This window comes from Bradyrhizobium sp. UFLA03-84 (assembly GCF_002289535.1).
In the GTDB taxonomy this organism is placed as follows: Bacteria; Pseudomonadota; Alphaproteobacteria; order Rhizobiales; family Xanthobacteraceae; genus Bradyrhizobium; species Bradyrhizobium viridifuturi.
Window position 1 is genome coordinate 349,516 of sequence record NZ_NSJY01000013.1, and the last position, 24,344, is coordinate 373,859.

At 66.1% G+C, this 24,344-nt stretch carries 21 protein-coding genes and 1 riboswitch; of the genes, 17 read left to right on the forward strand and 4 right to left on the reverse strand.

Annotation, left to right across the window (positions count from 1 at the left end; genetic code table 11):
• Window positions 1-6: 6 nt before the first annotated feature.
• The 8 genes from CK489_RS15770 (at window position 7) to CK489_RS15805 (ending at window position 8,799) form a co-directional block, all read left to right on the forward strand.
• Entirely contained in the window at window positions 7-960 is a 954-nt protein-coding gene (locus CK489_RS15770; protein ID WP_050628125.1) for a sugar-binding transcriptional regulator, read from the forward strand.
• A gap of 157 nt (window positions 961-1,117) precedes the next feature.
• Window positions 1,118-2,431 carry an ABC transporter substrate-binding protein gene (locus CK489_RS15775; RefSeq protein ID WP_050628126.1) on the forward strand — a complete coding sequence of 438 codons (1,314 nt, stop codon included), beginning with the start codon at window positions 1,118-1,120 and terminating at the stop codon, window positions 2,429-2,431.
• 135 nt (window positions 2,432-2,566) lie between these two features.
• The gene (locus tag CK489_RS15780) at window positions 2,567-3,439 is read left to right on the forward strand and encodes a carbohydrate ABC transporter permease (RefSeq protein WP_024583852.1); all 873 of its coding nucleotides are present in this window, start codon (window positions 2,567-2,569) and stop codon (window positions 3,437-3,439) included.
• A gap of 4 nt (window positions 3,440-3,443) precedes the next feature.
• Complete coding sequence (locus CK489_RS15785; RefSeq protein ID WP_095732906.1) at window positions 3,444-4,274, forward strand: carbohydrate ABC transporter permease; 831 nt, start codon at window positions 3,444-3,446, stop codon at window positions 4,272-4,274.
• Between the two features lie 15 nt (window positions 4,275-4,289).
• Complete coding sequence (locus CK489_RS15790; protein WP_050628128.1) at window positions 4,290-5,297, forward strand: ABC transporter ATP-binding protein; 1,008 nt, start codon at window positions 4,290-4,292, stop codon at window positions 5,295-5,297.
• A gap of 100 nt (window positions 5,298-5,397) precedes the next feature.
• Entirely contained in the window at window positions 5,398-6,171 is a 774-nt protein-coding gene (locus tag CK489_RS15795; protein WP_050628129.1) for an SDR family NAD(P)-dependent oxidoreductase, read from the forward strand.
• 27 nt (window positions 6,172-6,198) lie between these two features.
• On the forward strand, window positions 6,199-7,851 hold the full coding sequence (locus CK489_RS15800; protein ID WP_095732907.1) for an FGGY-family carbohydrate kinase: 1,653 nt from the start codon (window positions 6,199-6,201) through the stop codon (window positions 7,849-7,851).
• A gap of 9 nt (window positions 7,852-7,860) precedes the next feature.
• Window positions 7,861-8,799, forward strand: a complete 939-nt coding sequence (locus tag CK489_RS15805; RefSeq protein ID WP_095732908.1) for a carbohydrate kinase family protein — start codon at window positions 7,861-7,863, stop codon at window positions 8,797-8,799.
• 3 nt (window positions 8,800-8,802) lie between these two features.
• On the opposite strand, the gene CK489_RS15810 is transcribed toward CK489_RS15805, so the two are convergent.
• Window positions 8,803-9,690, reverse strand: coding sequence for a LysR family transcriptional regulator (locus tag CK489_RS15810; RefSeq protein ID WP_050628132.1), 888 nt, complete (start codon window positions 9,688-9,690; stop codon window positions 8,803-8,805).
• Window positions 9,691-9,810: 120 nt separating this feature from the next.
• On the opposite strand from CK489_RS15810, the gene CK489_RS15815 reads away from it, so the two are divergent.
• From CK489_RS15815 to CK489_RS15850, 8 genes are all read left to right on the forward strand, one after another.
• Window positions 9,811-11,241 (forward strand): amidase, encoded by a 1,431-nt coding sequence (locus CK489_RS15815; protein ID WP_095733656.1) that lies wholly within the window; start codon window positions 9,811-9,813, stop codon window positions 11,239-11,241.
• Window positions 11,242-11,317: 76 nt separating this feature from the next.
• On the forward strand, window positions 11,318-12,268 hold the full coding sequence (locus CK489_RS15820) for an ABC transporter permease (protein WP_050628133.1): 951 nt from the start codon (window positions 11,318-11,320) through the stop codon (window positions 12,266-12,268).
• Window positions 12,265-13,161: an ABC transporter permease gene (locus CK489_RS15825; protein WP_095732909.1), complete on the forward strand. Its 897-nt coding sequence runs from the start codon at window positions 12,265-12,267 to the stop codon at window positions 13,159-13,161. The genes CK489_RS15820 and CK489_RS15825 overlap by 4 nt, the downstream gene beginning before the upstream one ends.
• Window positions 13,162-13,163: 2 nt before the next feature.
• Window positions 13,164-14,168, forward strand: coding sequence for an ABC transporter ATP-binding protein (locus tag CK489_RS15830; RefSeq protein WP_095732910.1), 1,005 nt, complete (start codon window positions 13,164-13,166; stop codon window positions 14,166-14,168).
• Window positions 14,165-15,193, forward strand: a complete 1,029-nt coding sequence (locus CK489_RS15835) for an ABC transporter ATP-binding protein (protein ID WP_095732911.1) — start codon at window positions 14,165-14,167, stop codon at window positions 15,191-15,193. Before CK489_RS15830 ends, CK489_RS15835 begins: the two co-directional genes overlap by 4 nt.
• A gap of 56 nt (window positions 15,194-15,249) precedes the next feature.
• Window positions 15,250-16,740 carry an ABC transporter substrate-binding protein gene (locus CK489_RS15840; RefSeq protein WP_095732912.1) on the forward strand — a complete coding sequence of 497 codons (1,491 nt, stop codon included), beginning with the start codon at window positions 15,250-15,252 and terminating at the stop codon, window positions 16,738-16,740.
• 411 nt (window positions 16,741-17,151) lie between these two features.
• The gene (locus CK489_RS15845; RefSeq protein ID WP_095732913.1) at window positions 17,152-18,861 is read left to right on the forward strand and encodes a pyrroloquinoline quinone-dependent dehydrogenase; all 1,710 of its coding nucleotides are present in this window, start codon (window positions 17,152-17,154) and stop codon (window positions 18,859-18,861) included.
• A 219-nt stretch (window positions 18,862-19,080) separates the two neighbouring features.
• Window positions 19,081-19,647 (forward strand): c-type cytochrome, encoded by a 567-nt coding sequence (locus CK489_RS15850; RefSeq protein ID WP_245350387.1) that lies wholly within the window; start codon window positions 19,081-19,083, stop codon window positions 19,645-19,647.
• Window positions 19,648-19,780: 133 nt separating this feature from the next.
• Here CK489_RS15850 and glyA read toward each other — a convergent pair whose 3' ends face one another.
• The 3 genes from glyA to bla form a co-directional block, all read right to left on the reverse strand.
• Window positions 19,781-21,058, reverse strand: coding sequence for a serine hydroxymethyltransferase (gene glyA, locus CK489_RS15855; protein WP_198960935.1), 1,278 nt, complete (start codon window positions 21,056-21,058; stop codon window positions 19,781-19,783).
• A gap of 34 nt (window positions 21,059-21,092) precedes the next feature.
• A riboswitch (ZMP/ZTP riboswitch) is annotated at window positions 21,093-21,178 on the reverse strand.
• An 83-nt stretch (window positions 21,179-21,261) separates the two neighbouring features.
• Window positions 21,262-22,176 carry an ankyrin repeat domain-containing protein gene (locus CK489_RS15860; protein WP_158226451.1) on the reverse strand — a complete coding sequence of 305 codons (915 nt, stop codon included), beginning with the start codon at window positions 22,174-22,176 and terminating at the stop codon, window positions 21,262-21,264.
• Between the two features lie 135 nt (window positions 22,177-22,311).
• The gene (gene bla / locus CK489_RS15865; protein WP_095732916.1) at window positions 22,312-23,211 is read right to left on the reverse strand and encodes a class A beta-lactamase; all 900 of its coding nucleotides are present in this window, start codon (window positions 23,209-23,211) and stop codon (window positions 22,312-22,314) included.
• Between the two features lie 99 nt (window positions 23,212-23,310).
• Here bla and CK489_RS15870 point away from each other — a divergent pair, with 99 nt between their 5' ends.
• A complete protein-coding gene (locus CK489_RS15870; RefSeq protein WP_095732917.1) occupies window positions 23,311-24,273 on the forward strand; it encodes a LysR family transcriptional regulator in 963 nt (320 codons plus the stop codon).
• Window positions 24,274-24,344: the final 71 nt, after the last annotated feature.

Below are 24,344 nucleotides of genomic sequence, written 5' to 3' on the forward strand. Positions count from 1 at the left end.
AGCACGATGGTTGCGCCCGACAACGAAAAGTCCCGCCTCGACGATGCGGCGCGCGCCGGCTGGCTGTATTTTATCGCGGGCCACACCCAGGATGAGATCGCCAAGATGTTGCAGGTGTCGCGTGCCTCGGCGCAGCGCCTGGTTTCGCTCTGCCTCGCGGAACGGCTGATCACGTTTCGCCTCGAACACCCGATCGCGGCCTGCATGGAGCTGGCCTCGCGGCTGAAGGAACGGTTCGATCTGGCGCATTGCGACGTGGTGCCGACCGATCCTGCGGCGCCGCTGTCGAATGCGGGAATCGCCGAACGCAGCGCCAATCTGCTCGAAATGACGCTGCGCTCGGAGACGCCGGTCATCGTGGCGCTCGGCACCGGCCGTGCGGTGCGCGCCGCGGTCGAGCGGGTCTCGCCGATCGAACGGCCCGATCACCAGATCGTCTCGCTGGTCGGCAACATCTCCGCCGATGGCTCGGCGAGCTTCTACGACACGGTGGGCCGGCTCGCCGACCGCACCGGTGCGCGCCACTATCCGATGCCGCTGCCGTTCCTGATGTCGAGCGAGGACGAGCGCAACCGCATGGTCCGCATCGATCCGATCGCGCGGGTGAGGGCGGTCGCCGCCAAGGCCGATCTGCGGCTGATCGGCATCGGCCAGATGGACCAGAAGGCCCAGGTCCATGTCGACGGCTTCGTCACCCGCGAGGAGCTGCTGGAGATGATGCGGCTCGGCGCGGTCGGCGAGGTGACGGGCTGGGCCTATGACGCCAAGGGCCGCCTGATCAAGGGCGGCACCAACAAGCGCCTGACCAGCATCCCGCCGCAGATTCCCGCAGTATCGACCACGATCGCGGCCGCAGTCGGCCTGGCCAAAGTGCCGTCGATCAAGGCGGCACTGGCGGGCCGGGTGATCAACGGCCTCATCACCGACGAGGCGACGGCGCGCGCCGTTCTGGACCGCTAAACGCCTCCTTCGCTCCCGCAATCGCTCCCTTCCAGCGTGCAGTGGAACCCGCAATCGCGCGGGACGGTGCAGCCACGCGCTTGACAAACTTTGACGACGGGTTGAACATACGCTCAACACGTGGGCATATGCTCAACGTGACATAAGGGAGGTCACCTTGAAAAACGTCCTTTGCGCCGTTGCGGGCGCGGCTGCGCTTTTGATCTCTGCCCCCTCGATCGCCCAGACCACGCTGACGGTGGCGACCGTCAACAACGGCGACATGATCCGCATGCAGGGGCTCACCAGCGAATTCACCGCGAAGAATCCCGACATCACCGTCAAATGGGTGACGCTCGAGGAAAACGTGCTGCGGCAGCGCGTGACCACCGACATCGCCACCAAGGGCGGCCAGTTCGACGTGCTCACCATCGGCACCTATGAGGTGCCGATCTGGGCCAAGAAGAACTGGCTGGTGCCGCTCGACAAGCTCGGCGCCGACTACGACGTCAATGACCTGCTGCCGAAGATCAGGGACGCGGTGTCGGTCGACGGCAAGCTCTACGCCGCGCCGTTCTACGGCGAGAGCTCGATGGTGATGTACCGTACCGACCTGTTCGACAAGGCCGGCCTGAAGATGCCGGACAGCCCGACCTGGGACTTCGTGGTCGACGCCGCGAAGAAGCTCACCGACAAGTCGGCCGGCGTCTACGGCATCTGCCTGCGCGGCAAGGCCGGCTGGGGCGAGAACATGGCGTTCCTGACCGCGATGGCCAATTCCTTCGGAGCGCGCTGGTTCGACGAGAAGTGGGAGCCGCAGTTCAACTCGCCGGAATGGAAGAAGACGCTCACGACCTATGTCGACCTGATGAAGCAGGCCGGCCCTCCCGGCGCCTCCTCCAACGGCTTCAACGAGAACCTCGCTCTGTTCAACGCCGGCAAATGCGCGATGTGGATCGACGCCACGGTGGCGGCGTCCTTCGTGACCAACCCGGCGCAGTCCACGGTCGCTGGCAAGGTCGGCTTCGCGCTGGCGCCGAACACCGGCCTCGGCAAGAACGCCAACTGGCTGTGGGCGTGGTCTCTGGCGATCCCCGCCGGCTCGAAGAAGGTCGATGCGGCCGAGAAGTTCATCGCCTGGGCGACCAGCAAGGACTATTCCAAGCTCGTCGCGTCGAAGGAAGGCTGGTCCAACGTGCCTCCGGGAACGCGGACCTCGCTGTACCAGAACCCCGAGTATCTGAAGGCGGCACCGTTCGCCAAGATGACCCTGGCCTCGATCGATGCGGCTGATCCCAGCCACCCGACCGTGAAGCCGGTGCCGTATGTCGGCGTGCAATATGCGGCGATCCCTGAGTTCCAGGGCATCGGCACCGCGGTGGGCCAGCAATTCTCGGCCGCGCTGTCCGGCTCGACCACTGTCGATGCTGCACTCTCGGCTGCGCAGTCCGCCACCGAGCGCGAGATGAAGCGCGCGGGCTACATCAAATAATCTGCGCGATCCGATCGCCAGGGCGTGTCGAACGCCCTGGCCGCCGACCAGCTTAGACCTCCCGAGCTGGATCACTCGCGACCATCCTGTCCCGCAGCGGGATGGTCGCTCCTTTCCTTGAAGAAGGAGGCGGGGATGGCGACCCAGCAGACCCAACTGCTTGCACGCACGCTGCTTACGCCGGCCGTGGCGCTGCTGTTCATCTGGATGATCGTGCCGCTGGCGCTCACGATCTACTTCGCGACCTTGCACTACAACCTGCTCGATCCGGGCTCCGAATCCTTCGTCGGGCTGGAGAATTTCCGCTACTTCCTCACCGATCCGGCCTTCCTCGCCTCGCTGCAGAACACGCTGGTGCTGGTCGGTTCGGTGCTCGCGATCACGATCATCCTCGGCGTGCCGCTGGCGCTATTGCTCGACCAGCAGGTGGTCGGGCTCTCGATCGTCCGCCTGATGGTGATCGCGCCGTTCTTCGTAATGCCGACGGTGAGCGCGCTGGTCTGGAAGAACCTGTTGATGCATCCGGTGTCGGGCCTGTTCGCCTGGATCGCGCATCTGTTCGGCCTGCCGGCGATCGACTGGTTCAACGACGCGCCGCTGTTCTCGGTGATCCTGATCATCTCCTGGCAGTGGCTGCCGTTCGCGACCCTGATCCTTTTGACCGCGCTGCAATCGCTCGACGAGGAGCAGAAGGAGGCGGCCGAGATGGACGGCGCGAGCGCGATCTCGACCTTCATCTACATCACGCTGCCGCATTTGGCGCGCCCGATCACGGTGGTGATCCTGATCGAGACCATCTTCCTGCTCACGGTGTTCGCCGAGATCTTCGTCACCACAGGCGGCGGCCCCGGCCTGCAGACCACCAACATCGCCTTCCTGATCTATTCACAGGCGCTGATCCAGTACGACGTCGGCAGCGCTTCGGCGGGCGGCCTGGTCGCGGTGGTGCTCGCCAACATCGTCGCGTTCTTCCTCGTTCGCATCGTCGGCCGGAATCTGGAGGCGTAACGTCATGGCGCGGATGGTCACTACACGGCGCAAGGTGATCTCGACGGCGGCGGCCTGGCTGGTCGGCTTCCTGATCTTCTTCCCGATCCTCTGGATGGTGCTGGCGAGCTTCAAGACCGAGCTTGAGGCCTTTGCGATCCCGCCATCGTTCCTGTTCTTCCACTGGACGACGGAGAACTACGTCACGGTGCAGGAGCGCAGTGACTATTTCCACCATGCACTCAACTCGATCATCATCGCCGGGGGATCGACCCTGATCGCGATGCTGATCGCGATCCCGGCGGCGTGGTCGATGGCGTTCTCACCGACCAAGCGGACCAAGGACATCCTGCTCTGGATGCTCTCGACCAAGATGATGCCGCCGGTCGGCGTGCTGGTGCCGATCTACCTGATCTTCCGCACCGTCGGCCTGCTCGACACAAGGACCGGGCTGGTCTTCATCCTCTGCCTCGGCAATCTGCCGATCGTGATCTGGATGCTGTTCACCTATTTCAAGGAGATCCCGAAGGACATCCTGGAGGCGGCGCGGATGGACGGTGCCACGATCGGCCGCGAGCTGATCTACGTGCTGACGCCGATGGCGGTGCCGGGGCTCGCCTCGACCATGCTGCTCAACCTGATCCTGGCGTGGAACGAGGCGTTCTGGACCCTCAATCTGTCGACGCTGGAGGCCGCGCCGCTCACCGTGTTCATCGCGTCCTATTCCAGCCCGGAAGGCTTGTTCTGGGCGAAATTGTCGGCGGCGTCGACGCTCGCGATCGCGCCCATTCTCGTGCTCGGCTGGTTCAGTCAGCGGCAGCTCGTCCGCGGCCTGACCTTCGGCGCGGTCAAGTAGCAGAAAGGCTTTTCCATGGGTCAGATTACGCTGCAGGGTGTGCAAAAATCGTTCGGGCCGGTCCATATCATCAAGGGCGCCGACCTCGACATCGCCGACGGCTCCTTCGTCGTGTTCGTCGGTCCGTCCGGCTGCGGCAAGACCACGCTGCTCAGGTTGATCGCAGGGCTCGAGGACGTCACCGGCGGCGCCATCCTGATCGACGGCCGCAACGTGGTCGACGTGCCGCCGGCCAAGCGCGGGCTGTCGATGGTGTTCCAGTCCTACGCGCTCTACCCGCATATGAGCGTGCGCGGCAACATCGCCTTCGGCCTGAAGATGGCCGGCATGGCCAAGGACGAGATCAACCGCAAGGTCGAGGCCGCCGCGGCCACGCTCAACCTCACGCCCTATCTCGATCGCAAGCCGCGCGAACTGTCCGGCGGCCAGCGCCAACGGGTCGCGATCGGACGCGCCATCGTGCGCGAGCCCAAGGCGTTTCTGTTCGACGAGCCGCTGTCGAACCTCGACGCCGCGCTGCGGGTGCAGATGCGGCTTGAAGTGACGCGCTTGCAGAAGCAGCTCGGCACCACGGCGATCTACGTCACCCATGACCAGGTCGAGGCCATGACGATGGCCGACAAGATCGTGGTGCTGAACAGCGGCAAGATCGAGCAATACGGCTCGCCGCTCGAGCTCTACGAGAAGCCGGCAAATCTGTTCGTCGCCGGCTTCATCGGCTCGCCGAAGATGAACTTCGTCACCGGCGATCTGGCAAAGCAGCAGGGCGCCGCCACCATCGGCGTGCGGCCGGAGCATCTGAAGGTCGAGCGCGACGGGCAGGGCGGCTGGCACGGCACGGTCTCGGTCGCCGAGCATCTCGGCAGCGACACCTTCCTCTATGTCGATGCAGGGCCGCTGGGCATGCTGACCGCGCGCTATATCGGCGAGCTTGACCTGCACCCGGGGGACAAGGTGTCGCTGATTCCGGATCCGGCGCGCATCCACCGTTTCGACGACAGCGGAAAATCGATCCGCGCTTAGAGCATGGTCAAGCAAAGCACGGACGATTTCCACCGTCGATCTCGCTCTGGCCGGGGCGGCACGCCCGCGACACGCGGGCCCTAGGCAAAGGAAGAAGAAAATGTATCTCGAGAAATTCAGGCTCGGCGGCAAGACCGCCATCATCACCGGCGCCGGTCAGGGCATCGGGCTCGCCTGCGCCGAAGCGCTGGCCGAAGCTGGCGCCAAGGTCGTCATCGGCGACCGCGACGCCAAGGTCGCCAATGATGCGCAGGCGGCGCTGAAGGCCAAAGGCTTCGACGCGGATATCGCGCTGATGGATGTGACGGATTCCGGCCGCGTCTCCGCGGTCGCCGACGAGCTGGTGCGCAAATACGGCAAGGTCGACATCCTGGTCAACAATGCCGGCATCGCCCGCAGCGAGACCCCGGCCGAGACCGTGACCGACGAGCACTGGCTCAATGTCATCGACGTCAATCTGAACGGCACCTTCTGGTGCTGCCGCGCCTTCGGCAATCACATGCTGAAGGCCAAATCCGGCACCATCGTCAATGTCGGCTCGATGTCCGGCTTCATCGTCAACAAGCCGCAGGAACAATGCTTCTACAACGCCTCCAAGGCCGCGGTGCATCATCTGACCAAATCGCTCGCCGCCGAATGGGGCGCACGCGGGGTCCGCGTCAACGCGGTGGCGCCGACTTATATCGAGACGCCGCTGAACGCCTTCGTGAAGAACAGCCCCAAAATGTACGATGCCTGGATCGGTGGAACTCCGATGGCCCGGATGGGGCAGGTCGACGAGATCGCTTCCGTGGTCTTGTTCCTGGCCTCCGAGGCCGCGAGCCTGATGACCGGAAGCATCGTTCTGGTCGATGGCGGCTACACTTGCTGGTAAGCTCGCGCCGGAAATAACGGAGCGACAATGCGGCAAGCCTATATCGGGGTGGACGTCGGGAGCACCAGCGCCCGCGCCGGCGTATTCGACGAGGCCGGGAAGCTGCTGGGCTCGGCCCGGCATCCGATCCGGGTCTGGCATGAGCCCGGCGATATCGTCGAGCAATCCTCCGACGACATCTGGGCGGCCTGCGTCGCCTCCGTCCGCAACGCAATGCGCGAGGCCGCGGTCGCGGCCGAGCACGTCAAGGGCATCGGGTTTGACGCGACCTGCTCGCTGGTCGTGCTCGATAGGGCAGGCCGGCCGCTCACCGTCAGCCCGTCCGGCGATCCCGCGCGCAATGTCGTGGTCTGGATGGATCACCGCGCGATGGACGAGACCGAATTCGTCAACGCGACCGGCGATCGCGTGCTGCGCTATGTCGGCGGTGCCATCTCGCCGGAGATGGAGATCCCGAAGATCATCTGGCTGAAGCGGCATCTGCCCGCGACCTTCGAGGCTGCCGGGCACTTCTTCGATCTTGCCGATTATCTCTCGTTCCGTGCTTCCGGCTCGCTGGCGCGTTCCACCTGCACGGTGACCTGCAAATGGACCTATGTCGCGGGCGAAGGCGGCTGGAGCGAGCCCTTCCTGAAGCGGGTCGGTCTCGAGGCGCTCGCCGCAGATCGCTTTGGGCGCATCGGCACCGAGATCGTGCCGCCCGGCTCGCCGCTCGCGCGCGGGCTGTCGGAAGATGCCGCGCGCGATCTCGGCCTGATGCGAGGGACCGCGGTCGGCGCATCGCTGATCGATGCCCATGCCGGCGGCGTCGGCGCGATCGGCGGACGCGACGGCTCCGGCGCCGAGGTCGATGTCTGCCAGCGATTGGCCTACATCATGGGAACGTCTGCGTGCATCATGGCGACGACGGTCGATCCCTGTTTCGTGCCCGGCGTCTGGGGGCCGTATTTCGAAGGCATGGTGCCGGGCTTCTGGCTCAACGAGGGTGGCCAATCGGCGGCGGGAGCCGCGATCGACCATCTGCTGAAATCGCATCCGGCGCATGCTGAAGTCCAGGCCGCGGCGAAGAGCGACGGCGTCGATGTCATCGAGTATCTCGAGAAGCGCATCCTGACGCGCAGCGGCAAAGCCGGCGCGGCCGCGCTGCTCGCGCGCAACGTTCATGTCTTCCCGGAGTTTCTCGGCAACCGTTCGCCCTATGCCGATCCCGGCTCGCGCGCGGTGATCGCGGGGCTCGATCTCGACACCGATGTGTCGGCGCTGGAGCGGTTGTTCATCGCCGGCCTGTGCGGGCTGGCGTATGGCCTCGCCGACGTGATCGAGGCGTTGCAGGCCCATGGCGTCAGCGGCAAGACGATTGTGATCGGCGGCGGCGCGAGCCGCAGCCCGCTGGTGCGCCAGATCATGGCCGACACGACAGGCTACACCGTGGCGTTGCCGCAAACCCAGGAGCCGGTGCTGCTCGGCGCCGCGATGCTGGGCGCGGTCGCCAGCGGCGCACATCCTTCAATTAACTCCGCAATGGCCGGGATGTCGGCGCTCGGGCGGCTGAGCGAGCCAACCAGGCCCGAGCTGGCCGATTTCCACCGCAGGAAGCGCGGTGTGCACAAGATGCTGCGGGCGCTCGATCGCGACAGCCGCGAGGCGATGAAGCGGGCGCCCGGCGAGGCGCCGACTTGAGGTGTTTGCATGCTGCTGAGCTGCGGAGATGCACTGATCGACTTCCTGCCGTCGCGGACGGCAGATGGACGCGAGGCCATGACGCCCGCTGTCGGCGGCTCCTGCCTCAACATCGCGATCGGCAGCGCGCGGCTCGATGTGCCCACCGGCTTTGTCGGCGGCATCGCGACCGACACCTTCGGCAAGATGATCGCCGATCACGCCGCGGCCTCGGGTGTCGATCTCAGCCGCGCGACGCGCAGCGATCATCAGGCCACGCTCGCCTTTGCGCGCGTCACCGGCACCGAGACGCAATATGCCTTCTATGATGCCGACACCGCAGCGCGAAACTGGACCTACCGGCGCGACGCGATCGCGCTCGACGGCGTCAGCTGCCTGCACACCGGCTCGACCACGCTGGTGCATGACAAGGGCGCGGCTGAGACGTTGGCCTTCATCGAGGATATCAGGACAAACGTGACGATCGCGCTCGACCCGAATTGCCGGCCGAATCTGGTCAAGGACAGGGACGCCTATCGGGCACGCATGCTGGTGTTCTGCGGCAAGGCCGACATCGTGAAAATGTCGGACGTCGACTTCGCCTATCTGTTCGGCGACGAGGCCTATGCCAACAGGGCCGAGGCGCTGCTGTCGGGCGGCGCGTCGCTCGTCGTCATCACGCGCGGCAATGATGGCGCCGCTGCCTGGCATCGCAAAGCCGGACCGATCGAGGTCAAGGCACCGGTGGTGAACGTCGTGGATACGATCGGCGCCGGCGACAGCTTTCAGGCCGCACTGCTGGCCGCGTTGCACCGGCTGGACCGGATCGCGCGGCTGCGGCTCGCCGACATCTCCGCCGCCGAGCTCACGCGCGCGCTGGCCTTTGCCTGCAAATGCGCCGCCTTCACCTGTACCCGCGCCGGCGCCGATCCGCCGCGGAGCCGGGAGCTGCCTGCAGGCACCTGGTAGTCGTCACAGCCGTGCAACGACTTTCTCGGCGCTCTTGAGGAAGTTTCGGATCAACGGGCTGGAGGAATCGCGCCGCCAGCAGGCCGCGATCTCGATCGTATCGGCGATGTCGACGAAACGCCGGAACGCGATGCCAGGCGGCGCGCCGAGCTTCGCGCAGGCCGGCAGGATCGAAAACCCTTCGCCGGCGAGTACGAGACTGAGCGCCGAGTGCACGGTCTCCACCCGGCTGACGATCGGCATCACGACCTGATGCCGCCGCAGCATCGCCGACACCGCCGACGAAGTAGGCTCTTCCTCCGGCCGCGGCAGGGCGATGAGCGGGCGTCCCTGCAATTTGCCGACCGGCACCGCGGAGAGGCGGGCGAGCGGCGAGCGCGCCGGCATCGCCAGCATCAGCGGCTGCGTGCCGATCTGGGCCACCTGGATCTCCGGATGATGGATCGCCGGCATGCACAGCGCGACGCCGACGGCGCGGTCGAGCAGCAGCGTTTTGCGGGTCGACGCCGAGAGCTCGACGAAATCGAGATCGACGCCGGGCAGCGACCGGCGCAGCTCCGGGACCAGGCGTGGCAGCACCGCGCTCGCCAGCACGAACATGTAGCCGACCGACAGCCGCCCGCGTTGTCCGGAGGCGATTGCGCGGGCGGCCTCGAAGCCTTCTTCCGCCAGCGCCAGCGCCTCGCTCGCCCGCGACAGCAGCGCGAGGCCGGCCTCAGTCAAATCCATGCCGCGCGTGCCGCGGCGGAACAGCGGCGCGCCGAGCTCGGCCTCGAGCTTGCGGATTTGCACCGAGAGCGGCGGCTGGGCCATCCGCAGCCGTTCGGCAGCCTTGCCGACGCTGCGCTCCTCAGCCACGGCGACGAAGTAACGGAGCCGACGCAAATCCATAGGCATACCGAAAACGTATGGGTTGGCCTTCAAATTCGTATTGGACGCCGAGTTAACATGGGAGGCATTCTCGCTGTCAACGCGATCAATCAGCGGCCCGATTTTGGAGAGCTGTCCAAGATGAGCGAAGACCTCTGTCTTCTCCCGGCGACCGAATTGCGTGCACGGATTGGCCGCAAAGAAATATCTCCCGTCGAGGTCACCGCGGCGATGCTCGCTCGCGCCGAGCGGCTGCAACCCGAGCTGAACTGCTTCATCACACTGTGCGGCGAGGAGGCGATCGCGCGGGCGAAGGCCGCTGAGCGGCAGGTGATGGCCGGCGAACCGCTCGGCCTGCTGCACGGCATCCCCTTCACCGTGAAGGACATCGTCAGCACCAAGGGCGTGCGGACGACCTTCGGCGCGGTGCCCTACCAGAACAACGTGCCCGACCATGACGCCGTGGCGGTGGCCCGGCTCCGTGCGCAGGGCGGAATATTGCTCGGCAAGACCACGACGCCGGAGTTCGGCAGCAAGTGCCTGACCGACTCGCCGCTGTTCGGCCGCACCCGCAACGCGTGGAGTGCGGATCGCTCCAGCGGTGGCTCGAGCGGCGGCGCGGCGGTGGCGGTCGCGAGCGGCATCGCGCCGCTGGCGGTTGCGACCGACGGTGGTGGCTCGACCCGGATTCCCGCGGCCTGCAACGGCGTGGTCGGGATCAAGCAGAGCAACGGCGTGATCCCGCACAGCCAGGTGCAGGACGCCTTCGGCAACCAGACCTATGTCACGCCGACCACGCGCACCGTGGCGGATACCGCGCTGATGATGCAGGCGATGGCGGGCGAGGATCCGTCCGATCCCTGGTCGATCGGCGTGCCGGTGCCCGATTATCTGGGCCTCGCCGCGCCGCGCGGCGATCTCAGGGGCAGGCGGGTGCTGTTCTGCCTGTCGCCGCCTGGCCGTCCGGTGACCGCCGATGTCGCCGCCGCGTTCAAGGCGAGTCTCGATCGGCTGGCCGGCCTGGGCGCGGAGCTCGAGGAGTTCTCCGGCGACGGTTTCGACATCGAGCCGATCTGGCGGGCCATCAATCACACGGTCTGGCGCAGCCGCTTCGAGAAGCTCGCGGCCGATCATCCCGATGACCTCAGCCCGACCTTCCTGAAACAGCTCGCGCTCGCCGCGAAGGTGAGCGGCGTCGACTACCAGCAGGCGATGTTCGACCGCACCGCGTTGTTCCGCCGTGTGCAGTCGCTGCTCGCGCGCGGCGATCTCCTGGCGATGCCGACACTGACCCGCACGGCGCTGCCGATCGACCAGGAACTGTTCGGCACCATCGATATCGACGGCCAGAGCTTCGACAGCGTGCGGCCGCACTGGTTTCCCTGGACCATGCTGTTCAACATGACCGGGCATCCCGCGGTCAGCATCCCCGCGGGCTTCGGCCGCGACGGCCTGCCGATCGGCCTGCATCTGGTCGGCCGCTTCCGGGCCGACGTGGAACTGCTGCGCGTCGCGGCACTGTTCGAAGCGGCGAGCGATCTGCTTGGCCGCTGGCCGGCGCTCGCGTCGTGACTAGCACGGCGAAGGGCTTGCATTCGTTCGCGAACATGTTGAAACCTGCAGCCTGTTCCTCACTGTTCGGGCGGGCATGAGCGTATTCTTCCTGCGGCGGATCCTGACCCTGGTGGCGACGCTGGTCGCGGCCTCGCTGATCATTTTCCTGGTGCTCGATGCGCTGCCCGGCAATGCCGCCCAGATGCTGATGGGTGCCGACGCCTCGCCCGATGCGGTACGCGCGCTCACCGTCAAGCTCGGCCTCGACCAGCCGCTCGCGGTTCGCTATCTGCTCTGGCTCAAGGGCATGGCGGTCGGCGATCTCGGCAACAGCTATGTCTACGGCACGCCAGTGGCCGGCCTGATCGCGGAGCGGTTGGTGCTGACGATCCCGCTCGCGATCATGTCGATGCTGATCACGGTGGTGCTGGCGCTCGCGGCCGGCATCTACACCGCGGCCAACCACAACAAGCTCGGCGATGTCGGCGTGATGTCGCTGACCCAGGTCGGCATCGCGCTGCCGAATTTCTGGTTCGCGATCCTCCTGATCCTGCTGTTCTCGGTGAAGCTGCAACTGTTGTCCGCCGGCGGCTTCGCCGGCTGGGATGACGGCATCTGGCCGGGAATCCGCTCGCTGCTGCTGCCGTCGATCTCGCTCGCCGTGGTGCAGGCCGCGATCCTCGCCCGCGTCACCCGCTCGGCGGTGCTCGAGGTGCTGCGCGAGGACTTCGTGCGCACCGCGCGCGCAAAGGGGCTCGGCAAGCGCGAGGTGCTGTGGCGCCACGTGCTGCGCAACGCGATGATTCCGGTCATGACCGTGATGGGCCTGCAATTCGCCAATCTGCTGGCCGGCACCATCGTGATCGAGAACGTATTCTATCTGCCGGGCCTCGGCCGGCTGATCTTCCAGTCGATCGCCAACCGCGACCTGATCGTGGTGCGCAACTGCGTGATGCTGCTGGCGGCGATGGTCGTGATCGTCAATTTCGTGGTCGATGTGCTCTATGCCTTCATCGACCCGCGCATCAAGGTGGCCAACCTGTGAGCGCGCCGCTGACCGCACCCGCCGGCACCGCGGCAATCGCACCGGGCGCACGGCCGGCGACCGGCTTCTGGCGCCGCGCGCTGCGCCACCGCAGCTTCGTGCTCGGGGCGGTGCTCAGCCTGCTCGTGCTCGGCGCGGCGCTGCTGTCGCTGGTCTGGACACCGTGGTCGGCATACGACATCGATGTCGCGTCAAAACTGCACCCGCCGTCGGCGGCGCACTGGCTCGGTACCGACGTGCTCGGCCGCGATATCGTCTCGCTGCTGCTGGTCGGCGCGCGCTCCACCATCATGGTCGGCGTCATTGCGGTGGGGATCGGCCTGAGCTTCGGCGTCGGCCTCGGCCTGATCGCCGCCGCCCGCAAGGGCTGGACCGAAGAGCTGATCATGCGGATGAGCGACTTCACCTTCGCTTTCCCGGCGGTGCTGTCGGCCATCATGCTGGCCGCGGTCGCAGGGCCGGGCATGGTGACGTCGATCACCGCGATCGGCATCTTCCAGATCCCGACTTTCGTCCGCGTCACCCGCGGTTCGGCGAATGCGATCTGGGCCCGCGAATTCGTGCTGGCCGCGCGCGCCGCGGGCAAGGGCTCATTCCGCATCACCATCGAGCACGTGCTGCCGAACATCCTGTCGATCCTGATCGTGCAGGCGACGATCCAGTTCGCGCTCGCGATTCTCGCCGAGGCCGCACTGTCCTATCTCGGGCTCGGCACCCAGCCGCCGCAGCCGTCCTGGGGCCGCATGCTCAACGATGCGCAGACCCTGCTGTTCCAGTCGCCGATGCTCGCGGTCTATCCCGGTGCTGCGATCGCGATCGCGGTGCTCGGGCTCAATCTGCTCGGCGACGGCTTGCGCGATCTGCTCGATCCCCGTCTGGCGCGGGAGCGTTGAGCATGGCCGACGGAGACGCGCCGCTGATCGAAGTGAAAAACCTGGGTGTTACGCTCAACACCAGCCGCGGCCCGGCGCAGGCGGTGCGCGGCGTCAGCTTCGCGCTTCACCGCGGCGAGACGCTCGGGCTGGTCGGCGAATCCGGTTGCGGCAAGTCGGTCACGGCGCTGGCCCTGATGGGGCTGTTGCCGGACAGCGCCGTGATCAGCGGCAGCATCCGGCTCGACGGCGCAGAGCTGGTCGGGCTGCCGGACGCGGCCTATTGCAAGCTGCGCGGCAACCGCATCAGCATGATCTTCCAGGAGCCGATGACCGCGCTCAATCCGATGCACACGATCGGGCACCAGGTCGCCGAGCCCTTGCTGCGCCATACCGGCGTTTCGGCGGCGCAGGCGCGGCAGGAAGCGATCGCCTTGCTCGATCGCGTCGGCCTGCCTGATGCGTCGAAGCGCGTCGATGCCTATCCGCACCAATTCTCCGGCGGCCAGCGCCAGCGCATCACGATCGCGATGGCACTGGCCTGCCAGCCCGATGTGCTGATTGCCGACGAACCGACCACCGCCCTCGACGTCACGATCCAGGGCCAGATCCTCGATCTGATCGCCGATCTCGTCGCGGAGCGGGGCATGTCAATGATCCTGATCTCGCACGATCTCGGCGTGATCGCCGAGAATGTCGAGCGCATGATGGTGATGTATGGCGGCACCGTCGTCGAAAGCGGCGAGACCAATGCCGTGTTCACGCGGATGGGCCATCCGTACACGCAGGGCCTGTTCCGCGCCCGCCCGCGGCTCGGCGCGCGCAAGGGCACACGGCTCAAGACCATCGCCGGCACCGTGCCGGAGCTGGCCGACCTGCCCGCGGGCTGCACCTTTGCCGACCGCTGCGCGATCGCCGAGGCGCGTTGCCGCGCGGCGCTGCCGGCCGTGGTCGATGTCGGCGCCGCGCATGGCGTGCGCTGCATCAGGACTGACGTCTCGATGGCCGCCGGGGGCGTCGGCGCATGACGATGCCGGACCAGCCTTCACCCGCAACGCCGCTGCTTGAGGTCACGGACCTCGCGCAACGCTACACGCTGCCGCGCGAGAGCCTGTTCAGGCCGGCGGCGCAGGTGCACGCGCTCAACGGCGTCACGGCGCAGGTGATGCCGGGCAGGAGCCTCGGCGTCGTCGGCGAATCCGGTTCCGGCAAATCGACCTTTGCGCGGCTGGTGATGGCGCTGGAGCGGCCGTCGGCAGGACAGGTATCGCTGCTCGGCCGCGACCTCAACCGGATGCCGCCGGATGAATTGCGCCGCGCCCGCCGCGATTTCCAGATGGTGTTCCAGGATCCCTATGGCTCGCTCGATCCGCGGCAGACCATCGCGCGCATCGTCGCCGAGCCGCTGACCGCGCTCGGCCGCATCGATCGCGCAACCTTGCGCGAACGCGTCGCCATCGTGCTGCGCCAGGTGGGCTTGCGCGATGCCGACATGGACAAGTTTCCGCACGAATTCTCCGGCGGCCAGCGCCAACGCATCGCGATCGCGCGCGCGCTGATCACCCAGCCGAAGCTGATCGTCGCCGACGAGCCGGTCTCGGCGCTCGACGTCTCGGTGCAGGCGCAGGTGCTCAATTTGATGCAGGACCTGCAGGACGAGTTCGGCTTGAGCTACATCCTGATCAGCCATGACCTCGCGGTGGTCGATCTGCTCTGCGACGAGATCGCGGTGATGTATCTCGGGCGGATCGTCGAGCAGGGCCGGCCCGCCGATCTGTTCGCGCACTCTGCCCATCCCTATACGCGCGCACTGCTCGATGCGGTTCCACGGGCGCGGGCCGGGGGCGTCCGGCGGCGCCGCGGCGCGCAGCCGATCGGCTCGCAGGCGTCGGCCGCGGCCGGATGCCCTTACGCGCCGCGCTGTCCGCTGGCCGACCAGCATTGTCGCGAGACGGCGCCTGCGCTACGCAATGTCGGAGACGCCCATCTGGCGGCCTGCCATCACACTGATGCCGTGATGGCGCTGCCGCCGGTGGTCGCCGAAGCCGGTTAGTCTTTTGGGTGAGGTTGACCTAGGCTGATCAAAGAGCACGTCCGGGGAGCAGACCAATGTTGAGGAAATTGTGCGTCATCGCGGCGGCTGCCGCACTCGTGGCAGCGCCGCTGCCGAGCCTCGCGCAGGGCAAGAAGGACAGCGTCGTGATGGGCATGACGCTGGAGCCGCCGGGGCTCGATCCGACCAACGCGGCAGCGGCGGCGATCGCCGAAGTCACGCTCTATAACGTGTACGAGACGCTGACCAAGATCAACGAGGACGGCTCGGTGTCGCCGTTGCTGGCCGAGAGCTGGCAGGCGACAGCGGATCTCAAGACCTATACGTTCAAGCTCCGCAAGGGCGTCAAATTCCACAATGGCGAGCCGTTCGATTCCGCCGCGGTGAAGTTCTCGTTCGACCGCGCCGCGGCGCCGACCTCGACCAACAAGGACAAGAGCCTGTACCAGGCTTTCGCATCGGTGACGGCGCCCGACCCGGAGACCGTCGTCGTCGCGTTGAAATATTCCGAGCCGAACCTGCCGTTCCTGCTCGGCCAGGCGTCGGGCTCGATCGTCGAGCCGAAGAGCGCGCCGACCGATGCGACGCAGCCGGTCGGCACCGGTCCCTACACGCTCGGCAGCTGGGCCAAGGGTTCGTCGATCACGCTGGTGAAATGGCCTGACTATCGCAACGCCGCCGCGATCAAGCTCGCCAAGGTGACGATCCGCTTCATCGGCGATCCCGCGGCGCAGGTCGCGGCGCTGCTGTCGGGTGACGTCGATGCCTTTCCGCGGGTCGGTGCGGCGCGCAGCCTCGCGCAGTTCAAGGCCGATCCGCGCTTCAGCGTCCTGATCGGCGGCTCCAAGGCCAAGACCATCGTCGGCATCAACGAGCGCAAGAAGCCGCTCGACGATGTCCGGGTGCGCCGCGCCGTCCTGGCCGCGATCGACCGCAAGGCGATGATCGACGGTGCGGTCGACGGCTTCGGCACGCCGATCGGCAGCTTCTACACCCCGGGCTCGCTCGGCTATGTCGATACCACCGGCATCAATCCCTACGATCCGGAACTCGCCAAGAAGCTGCTGGCGGAAGCCGGCGTCAAGACGCCGCTCGAGCTTAGCCTCAGGCTGCCGCCGCCCGCCTATGCGCGGCAGGGCGGCGAGATCCTTGCAGCGCAACTTGCCAAGGTCGGCATCATTGCCAAGATCGAGAACGTGGAATGGGCGCAGTGGCTGTCGCAGGTCTTCACCGGCCCGCACAATTACGACCTCACCATCGTCTCGCATGTCGAGCCGTTCGATCTCGTGAAGCTGACCGAGCCGGATTACTATCTCGGCTACAAGTCCGAGGCGTTCAACGCGCTCTATCAGCAGATCATGGCGACGCCGGACTCGGCCGGCCGCGCCAAACTGCTCGGCGATGCGCAGCGGATGCTGGCGACCGATGCGGTGGCCGGCTTCCTGTTTCAGCCGCAATGGATCACGATCGCCAGCAAGAAGCTGAAGGGCGTGTGGAAGGAAGTCCCGCAGTTCGAGAACGATTTCTCGGCCTGGTCCTGGGAGTAGGCAATCGCGCCGGCGAGAGCGATGGGCTCAGCCGGCGCGTCCTCGCCCGATGCCCCCGCTTGACGCGCAGTCTCATTTTGCGTGCTGCGCTTGCGAAGGCGAATGCCCCGGGCCAAGCGCCCATGCACCGCAAGTGACCGATATCGCTTGAGTTGGTGCTTGCCCGACATCGAGCGTTTCGTCCCCGCGAACGCATGCTGTTCCGGCTTCGCATTGAGCGCATCGATTGTCTTTGTGAAGGACAGCGCTAACATGGAACCCGTCCATCGATACCAGTCGTTGTTTTCCTGATTATCTATTGCAGCGCAACCGGATCTCGTAACGAGTGCGCTCGCCATGGCGGCCGGGCCTCGAAGGCGAAGTAGCAACCACCATCCCTAATATTCCAACCAAGAAATAACGGGGGAAATCATGCATGTGAAAGGGCTTGCGGCATTCGCCGCAGCGGTCGGCGTTGGCCTGTTGTCCGGCGCCGCCACCGCGCAGGAAGTCAAGCAGGAGAAGCAGTCGGCTCTCGGCAACGCCAATGTTCCGCCGGTGACCCAGGAGCAGCTCAACGCCGCCGACAAGAACGCCAAGGACTTCCTGCTCACCAACGGCAATTACGCCCAGACCCGGTTTTATCCGGGCAAGCAGATCAGCCGCGACAATGTGAAGAACCTGCACGTCGCCTGGATCTTCCAGACCGACGTCAAGGAGTCGCTCGAGACATCGCCGATCGTCGTCGACGGCGTGATGTATGTCACGACGTCGTTCAGCCATGTCTATGCGCTCGACGCCAAGACCGGCCAGCAGCTCTGGCACTACGCCCACAAGATGGGCCCGATCACGGTCTATTGCTGCGGTCCCAACAATCGCGGCGTCCAGGTGCTCGGCGACCGGGTCTACCTGGCGACGCTGGACTCCAAGCTGATGGCGCTCAACGCCAAGACCGGCGAGGTGGTGTGGACCACCAACATCGCCGATCCCGAGCTCGGTTACAGCGAGACGATGGCGCCGACCGTGGTCAAGGACAAGGTGCTGATCGGCACCAATGGCGGCGAATACGGCATCCGCGGCTTCGTGCGCGCCTATGACGCCAAGACCGGCAAGCAGCTCTGGAATTTCAACACCATCCCGGACAGCTCGGTCGGCGTCTGGGCGACCAAGGACGCTACCGGCCGCGACATGCATCGCAACATCCAGGCCGAGAAGGACATGCTCGCCAAGATCGGCGATCCCTATGCCAAGCTCGGCGGCGGCGTGTGGCAGAACCCCTCGGTCGATCTCGCGACCAACCGGATCTATTTCGTGGTCGGCAACCCGTCGCCCGACCTCGACGGCTCCAACCGGCCCGGCGACAACCTCTACACCAACTCGCTGGTCTCGCTCGATCTCGACACCGGCAAGTATGTCTGCCACTTCCAGTACATCGCCCATGACGTGTGGGACCTCGACGCGGTCAGCCCGACCGTGCTGGTCAACGTCAAGGACAAGGACGGCAAGACAATTCCCGGCGTCATCCACGCCGGCAAGACCGGGCACATCTATGTGCACGATCGCAAGGACTGCAGCCTGATCCGCTTCTCCGAGGCGATGGTGCCGCAGGAGAACATGTGGGTGCTGCCGACCAAGGAAGGCGCGCGCATGCTGCCCGGCGCCAATGGCGGCGTCGAATGGTCGCCGATCGCGACCGACCCGGGACAGGAGCTGGCCTACGCCATCAACCTGCACCAGCCGATGACCTACCACGTCGAGAGCTCGGCCTATCCGAACGGCAAGCTGTGGCTGGGCGGCGCCTTCAAGGTGATCCCGGGCGAGAAGCAGTCGGGCAACATCACGGCGGTGAACTACAACACCGGCAAGATCAAGTGGCAGGTCAAGACGCCCGAGCCGATGATCGGCGGCATTCTCGCCACGGCCGGCGGCCTGGTGTTCACCGGCGAAGGCAACGGCAAGTTCGCGGCCTACAATTCGTCGAGCGGCAAGGAGCTGTGGAGCTTCCGCGCCGGCGCCGGCGTCAACGCGCCGCCGTCGAGCTACATGGTCGGCGGCAAGCAGTATGTCGTGGTCGGCGCCGGTGGCAACACCCAGCTCGACTACAAGCGCGGCAACAACATCATCGCGTTCACGCTCGACTGAGCGAGCGGCAAACAATGGTGGGGAAGCGGGACCTGTTCGGTCCCGCTTCTGTTTCTTCGGATGAAAACCCAACGGCGTCATTGCGAGCGAAGCGAAGCAATCCATCGTGCCGCGTAAGCGGAGCCATGGATTGCTTCGTCGCTTCAGCGCAAAATTGCTCTGCAATTTTGTCGCGAGCTCCTCGCAATGACGGAAGACATGACGGTTCGGAATCAACTCATGTTCGGTAAACTGATGATTGGCGCAACCGCGCTGTTGCTGATGGCAGCCCAGGCCAGCGCGGAGACGATCGAGGACAAGGTCGCGGTCTGTGCCGGTTGCCACGGCGCCGACGGCAAGCCGGTCGACAAGACCATTCCGACGATATGGGGCCAGCAGGCCGGCTATCTCTACATCCAGCTTCGCGACTTCAAGCGCGGCGATCGCAAGAGCGAGATCATGCAGCCGATCGCGACCCAGTTCGAGCGCGACGACATGCTGGCGATCGCGGAATATTTCTCGCAGAAGCCATGGCCCGATCTCGGCCAGCCGCGCGCGCCCAAGGATGTCGCGGCGAAGGCGGTCGCAGCCAGCGCATCGGTCGGCTGCCCGGCCTGCCATCTCGATCGCTTCCAGGGCGACGGCACGGTGCCGCGGCTCGCCGGGATGGGACGCGACTACCTCGCGAAAACCATCGCCGATTTCCGCAGCCGCGCGCGCGGCAACAATCCCGGCATGTCCGACCTGATGCTGGCGACGTCGCCCGACGACCTCGCCGCGCTGGTGGACTATCTGGCGGGGCTATAGCGGCGGGCAGGTTGGCCTCAAGCGAGCGCAGCGCTGTCGCATACCCGCTCTTGGCGGCCGAGGTCGGGCGCCAGCGCTCGACCTCGTTACGTACGTCCGCGCGCCGAAGTTGCGGTTGCCGGCGTAGAGCCGATCAGTTCGGTCGAGACCTGCACACCACGCCTGGAACAGGAAAGGCTCGGCACATCTCGATGCACTCCGATCTGAGATGCGCGAGGACCGCGTCGTCTCCGTTCGCCTGCAGAGCCCCCGCAATGAACTCGCCGATACGGCGCATTTCGGAATCTCCCATGCCACGCGTGGTCGCTGCCGGTGTCCCAAGGCGGATACCGCTTGGCCTGAGCGGCGGACGCGGATCGTCTGGAATAATTTGCTTGTTTGTGGTGATGGCGATGGCATCGAGCACGTCCTCGGCTGCTCGCCCGTCCAGTCCGACGGATGCTACCGTGTCGACGACCATCATGTGATTGTCCGTCCCGTCCGTGACCAGCTTCATCCCGCGGTCCATCAGCGCGCCGGCAAGAACCTTCGCGTTGCGCAGAACCTGCAGCGCGTAAACCCTGAAATCCGAGGTCGCCGCCTTCTTGAGCGTCACGGCAGTCCCGGCCACGACGTTCATGTGAGGTCCGCCCTGCAACCCGGGGAAAACGGAAGCATCGATCCGACCGGCATTTTCCTTCCGGCACAGGATGATCCCGCCGCGGGGGCCGCGCAGTGTCTTGTGGGATGTCGTCGTCATGACGTCGAAGCCGGCATCAAGCGGATTGCGCATGACATTCGCGGCAATCAATCCGCCATAGTGGCTCACGTCAGCCATCGTGATCGCGCCAACTTCGTCGGCGATATTCTTGAACGCCGCATAATCCAGGTCGCGCGGATAGGAGCTGTAGCCGCACAACACCATCTTCGGACGTGCTTCCCGCGCGATCGCGCGCAATTCGTCGAAATCTATCGCGCCGTTTGACGGTGCCGTCTTGTAGCGAATGAAGTTGAACAAACGCCCCATGTGGGACACCGGCGCGCCGTGGGTGAGATGACCGCCGTGGGACAGGTCCATGGCGAGAATGGTGTCGCCGGGCTGCAATAGGCCGAGATAGACGGCCTGATTCATCGGTGATCCGGAAAGCGGCTGAACGTTGGCGTGCTCGGCACGAAAAAGCGAGCAGGCCCGCTGGCGTGCGAGGTTCTCGACATCGTCCGTATACTGCTGGCCGCCGTAATATCTGCGTCCAGGATATCCCTCGGAGTATTTATTGGTGAAGACCGATCCGAGCAGCTCAAGCACCTCCGGGTAGGTGTAATTCTCGGACGGAATCAGTTCAACGCCGTCCTGTTGACGGCGCTCTTCCCCCACAAGGGCAGCGGCGATCTCTTGATCGTTGATCGACAGTTCGTTGCGAAACGAAGGCATGATCGGGCTCCTCAACACGCTGTTTTGCCAGCAGATTGGTTGCCCAGGCGATCGGCGTCGGAACCCTTCGCGCTTCCCCGTGGTCGATTCCACGTTAGCTCGCCAGTCGCGCGATAGGACGAATGAGCACAGAGACTCTTCGCAAAGGGGAATCTAGCCGACCTGCGGACCTTCCGCAACCAACGAGTCCATCGCCTCATGCTTCAGCGCGGCGTCAGCTCATCGCGTAGCGCCGACAGGATAGTGAGATCGGCTGCGTGCTTGCCCGCCTTGTCGGCCAGCGCGGCGTCGGCGCCGTGCGCGAGCAGCGCTTTCGCAATTGCAGGATGGTTGCCTTCGGCGGCGATCATCAGCGCCGTGCGTCCGCGCGCATCGCGCTCGTCGACCCTGGCGCCGGCGTCCAGGAGATACGAGACGACCTCGAGCGCCTGCGCTTCCGGCACGGTCTCGTCCGGTCCGGCGGCCCACATTAGGAGCGTGAGGTCGTTGGCGTAGCGCGCATTGACGTCGATATTGCGCGCGAGCAGCTGCTTGACGATGCCGAGCTGGCCGCCGGCCGCCGCATACACGACCGGCGGCTTGCCGGTGTCGTCGGCCTTGCCGCCGTCGGCGCCGTGCGCCAGCAGCATGCGCACCACCATGTCCCGGCCGGCATAGGCCGCGGCCGCGACCGGCGAGGCGCCGCTGCGCCCGGTGAGATTGACGTCGGCGCCGCGATCGATCAGCCGCTGCACGATCGCGGCATGGCCGCGCTCGGCGGCGAAGTAGAGCGCGGTCGATCCCGCGAGGTTGCGCGCGTCGACCGGCGCGCCGCGCGCCAGCAGCAGGTCGACCATGTCGAGATGGCCGGAGCGGGCGGCGTGGCTCAGCGGCCGTGCGCCAAGCCGGTCGCGCGCGTCCACCGAGGCGCCGCCGTCGAGCAGCGCGGTGGCAAGGTTGATGCAATCGGCATCGGCGGCGGCGAACAGCGCCAGCGAGATCTCAACCGCGCTGAGCTGCGCCTTGTCGGTCTCGTATTTGCGGGTCTGCTCGCGGCACCGGGCCGGGTCGGCCGCACCAAAGCCGGCATGGACGTGGCCGGCGAGAAACAGTGCGGCAAGGGCGATGCGGCGATACAAGGCGTGTCCTCCGGATGGCCTGCGGAGCGCATTGCCATCCGGAGCGAGCGTCGCATGATCCTTGGTTGCTGCCAAGCCGCGCAGCGACGCCAAGCCGCGCAGCGATGTTGTGCCGCGCGGCGTTGCTCTGCCGCGCTAACCGCTCTGCCCGGCGCTTGCATTCGCAACGGCGCGCGCGACATTGGCGATCACCTCGTTGCACTTCTCCATCGGCGCGCTTGCCCCGGTCAGGTAGACCGTCACCACGATCGGCTTGCGGCCGGGCGGCCAGAACACCCCGATATCGTTATAGGTGCCACGCTCGCCGGTGCCGGTCTTGTCGCCGACCCGCCAGTCCCGCGGCACGCCGGCGCGCAACCTCGCGTCGCCGGTCTTGTTGGCGACCATCCAGTCCACCAGCTTCTGGCGCGAGGCGGCCTGCAGAGCATCGCCGAGCATCACGCGCTGCAGGTTCTTCAGCATCGTCACCGGGCTCGTGGTGTCGCGCGGATCGCCGGGCACGGCCTCGTTCAGCTCCACCTCCCAGCGGTCGAGCCGGCTGACATTGTCGCCAATGGTGCGGAAGAAGCTGGTCAAGCCGGCAGGCCCGCCGATCTCACGCAGCAGCAGGTTGGCCGCGGTATTGTCGCTGAGCGTGACCGCGGCCTCGCAGAGTTCGGCCAGTGTCATGCCCGACCCGACGTGTTGCTTGGCGACGGGCGCGTAGGCCAAGATATCCTTGGCCTCGACCTGCATCCGTTGATCAAGGCTGGATTCGCCGTGATCGACCCGGTGCAGCACGGCGGCTGATAGCATCGCCTTGAAGGTGCTGCACATCGGGAACCGCTCGTCACCGCGCCGGCTCGCGCGCAATCCCGTCTCCATGTCGAGCGCGGCGACGCCGAGCCGGCCGCTGGTCGCCAGCTCGATGCGTGCAAATTCCTCCTGCAGCCGTTGCGCCGGCTGGCCCGGTGCCGCCGCTGCACTTTGCCGCAACAGGGTCCAGGAGGCCGCAAGGCCCAGTGCGCGCAATCCCAATGTCCGTCTCGTCAGCATGTCCCGTCTCCGTTGGCGGCGCGAACCTGCCGAACGGCGTGACGGCGCACAAACGATCATTTATACAACGAGGCATGAGAAAAACTTGGTCATGACGCTATGCGCCGGCACCTCCCGCTGAATGCGCTGCGCGCCTTCGAGGCCTCGGCGCGGCTCTTGAGCTTCACCCGCGCGGGGATGGAGCTGCGCGTGACGCAGACCGCGATCAGCCATCAGGTCAAGCAGCTCGAGGATCTCTTGGGTGCGAGCCTGTTCCGCCGCTTGCCGCGCGGGCTGGTGCTCACCGACGAGGGGTTGGCGCTGTTGCCGGTGCTGTCGGACACGTTCGACCGGATCGGCGCTGCGATCGACCGCATCGAGGCCAAGGGCACGCGCGAGGTCGTCACTGTCGGCTGCGTGACGACGTTCGCGACCGGATGGCTGCTGCAACGGATCGACCGCTTCAAGCGCGCGCATCCCTATATCGACCTGCGCCTGCTCACCAACAACAACCGCGTCGACATCGCGGGCGACGGGCTCGATCTCGCGCTGCGCTTCGGCGACGGCTCGTGGCACGGCACCGAGGCGATCCACCTGTTGTCGGCGCCGCTGTCGCCGGTGTGCTGTCCCGGCGCGGCGAGCCGGCTGCGCAAGCCGTCCGATCTCGCGCAGGAATTCTTGCTGCGCTCCTACCGCGCCGAGGAATGGCCGCTGTGGTTTGCGGTGGCCGGCGCGCCGTGTCCGAAAATCCAGGGGCCGATCTTCGACAGTTCGGTTGGCATGGCCGAGGCCGCTGCGCGCGGCGTCGGCGTCGGGCTGGTGCCGATCGCGATGTTTGAAAACGAGCTGGCCTCAGGCCGGCTCAAGCGGCCGTTCGCGGCCGAGGTGCCGGCGGGGTCGTATTGGCTGACCTGGCTGAAGTCGCGCGAGGTGACGCCCGGCATGCGCGCCTTCCGCGACTGGCTGCTCGACACGCTGCGCGCGGAAGTGAATGAGAGCGAGAACGGCGCATCGGCTCCGCGGCCAAGGGCGAAGGCCAAGCGCAAGCCGGTAAAGTCCGCATCGAAGAAGCGCCATCGCTAGCGGATGTGGCGCAAGCCCGGCGAGCGATGCTGACGTTTTCGGAATATTAGAAATCTATCCCTGATTTGCCC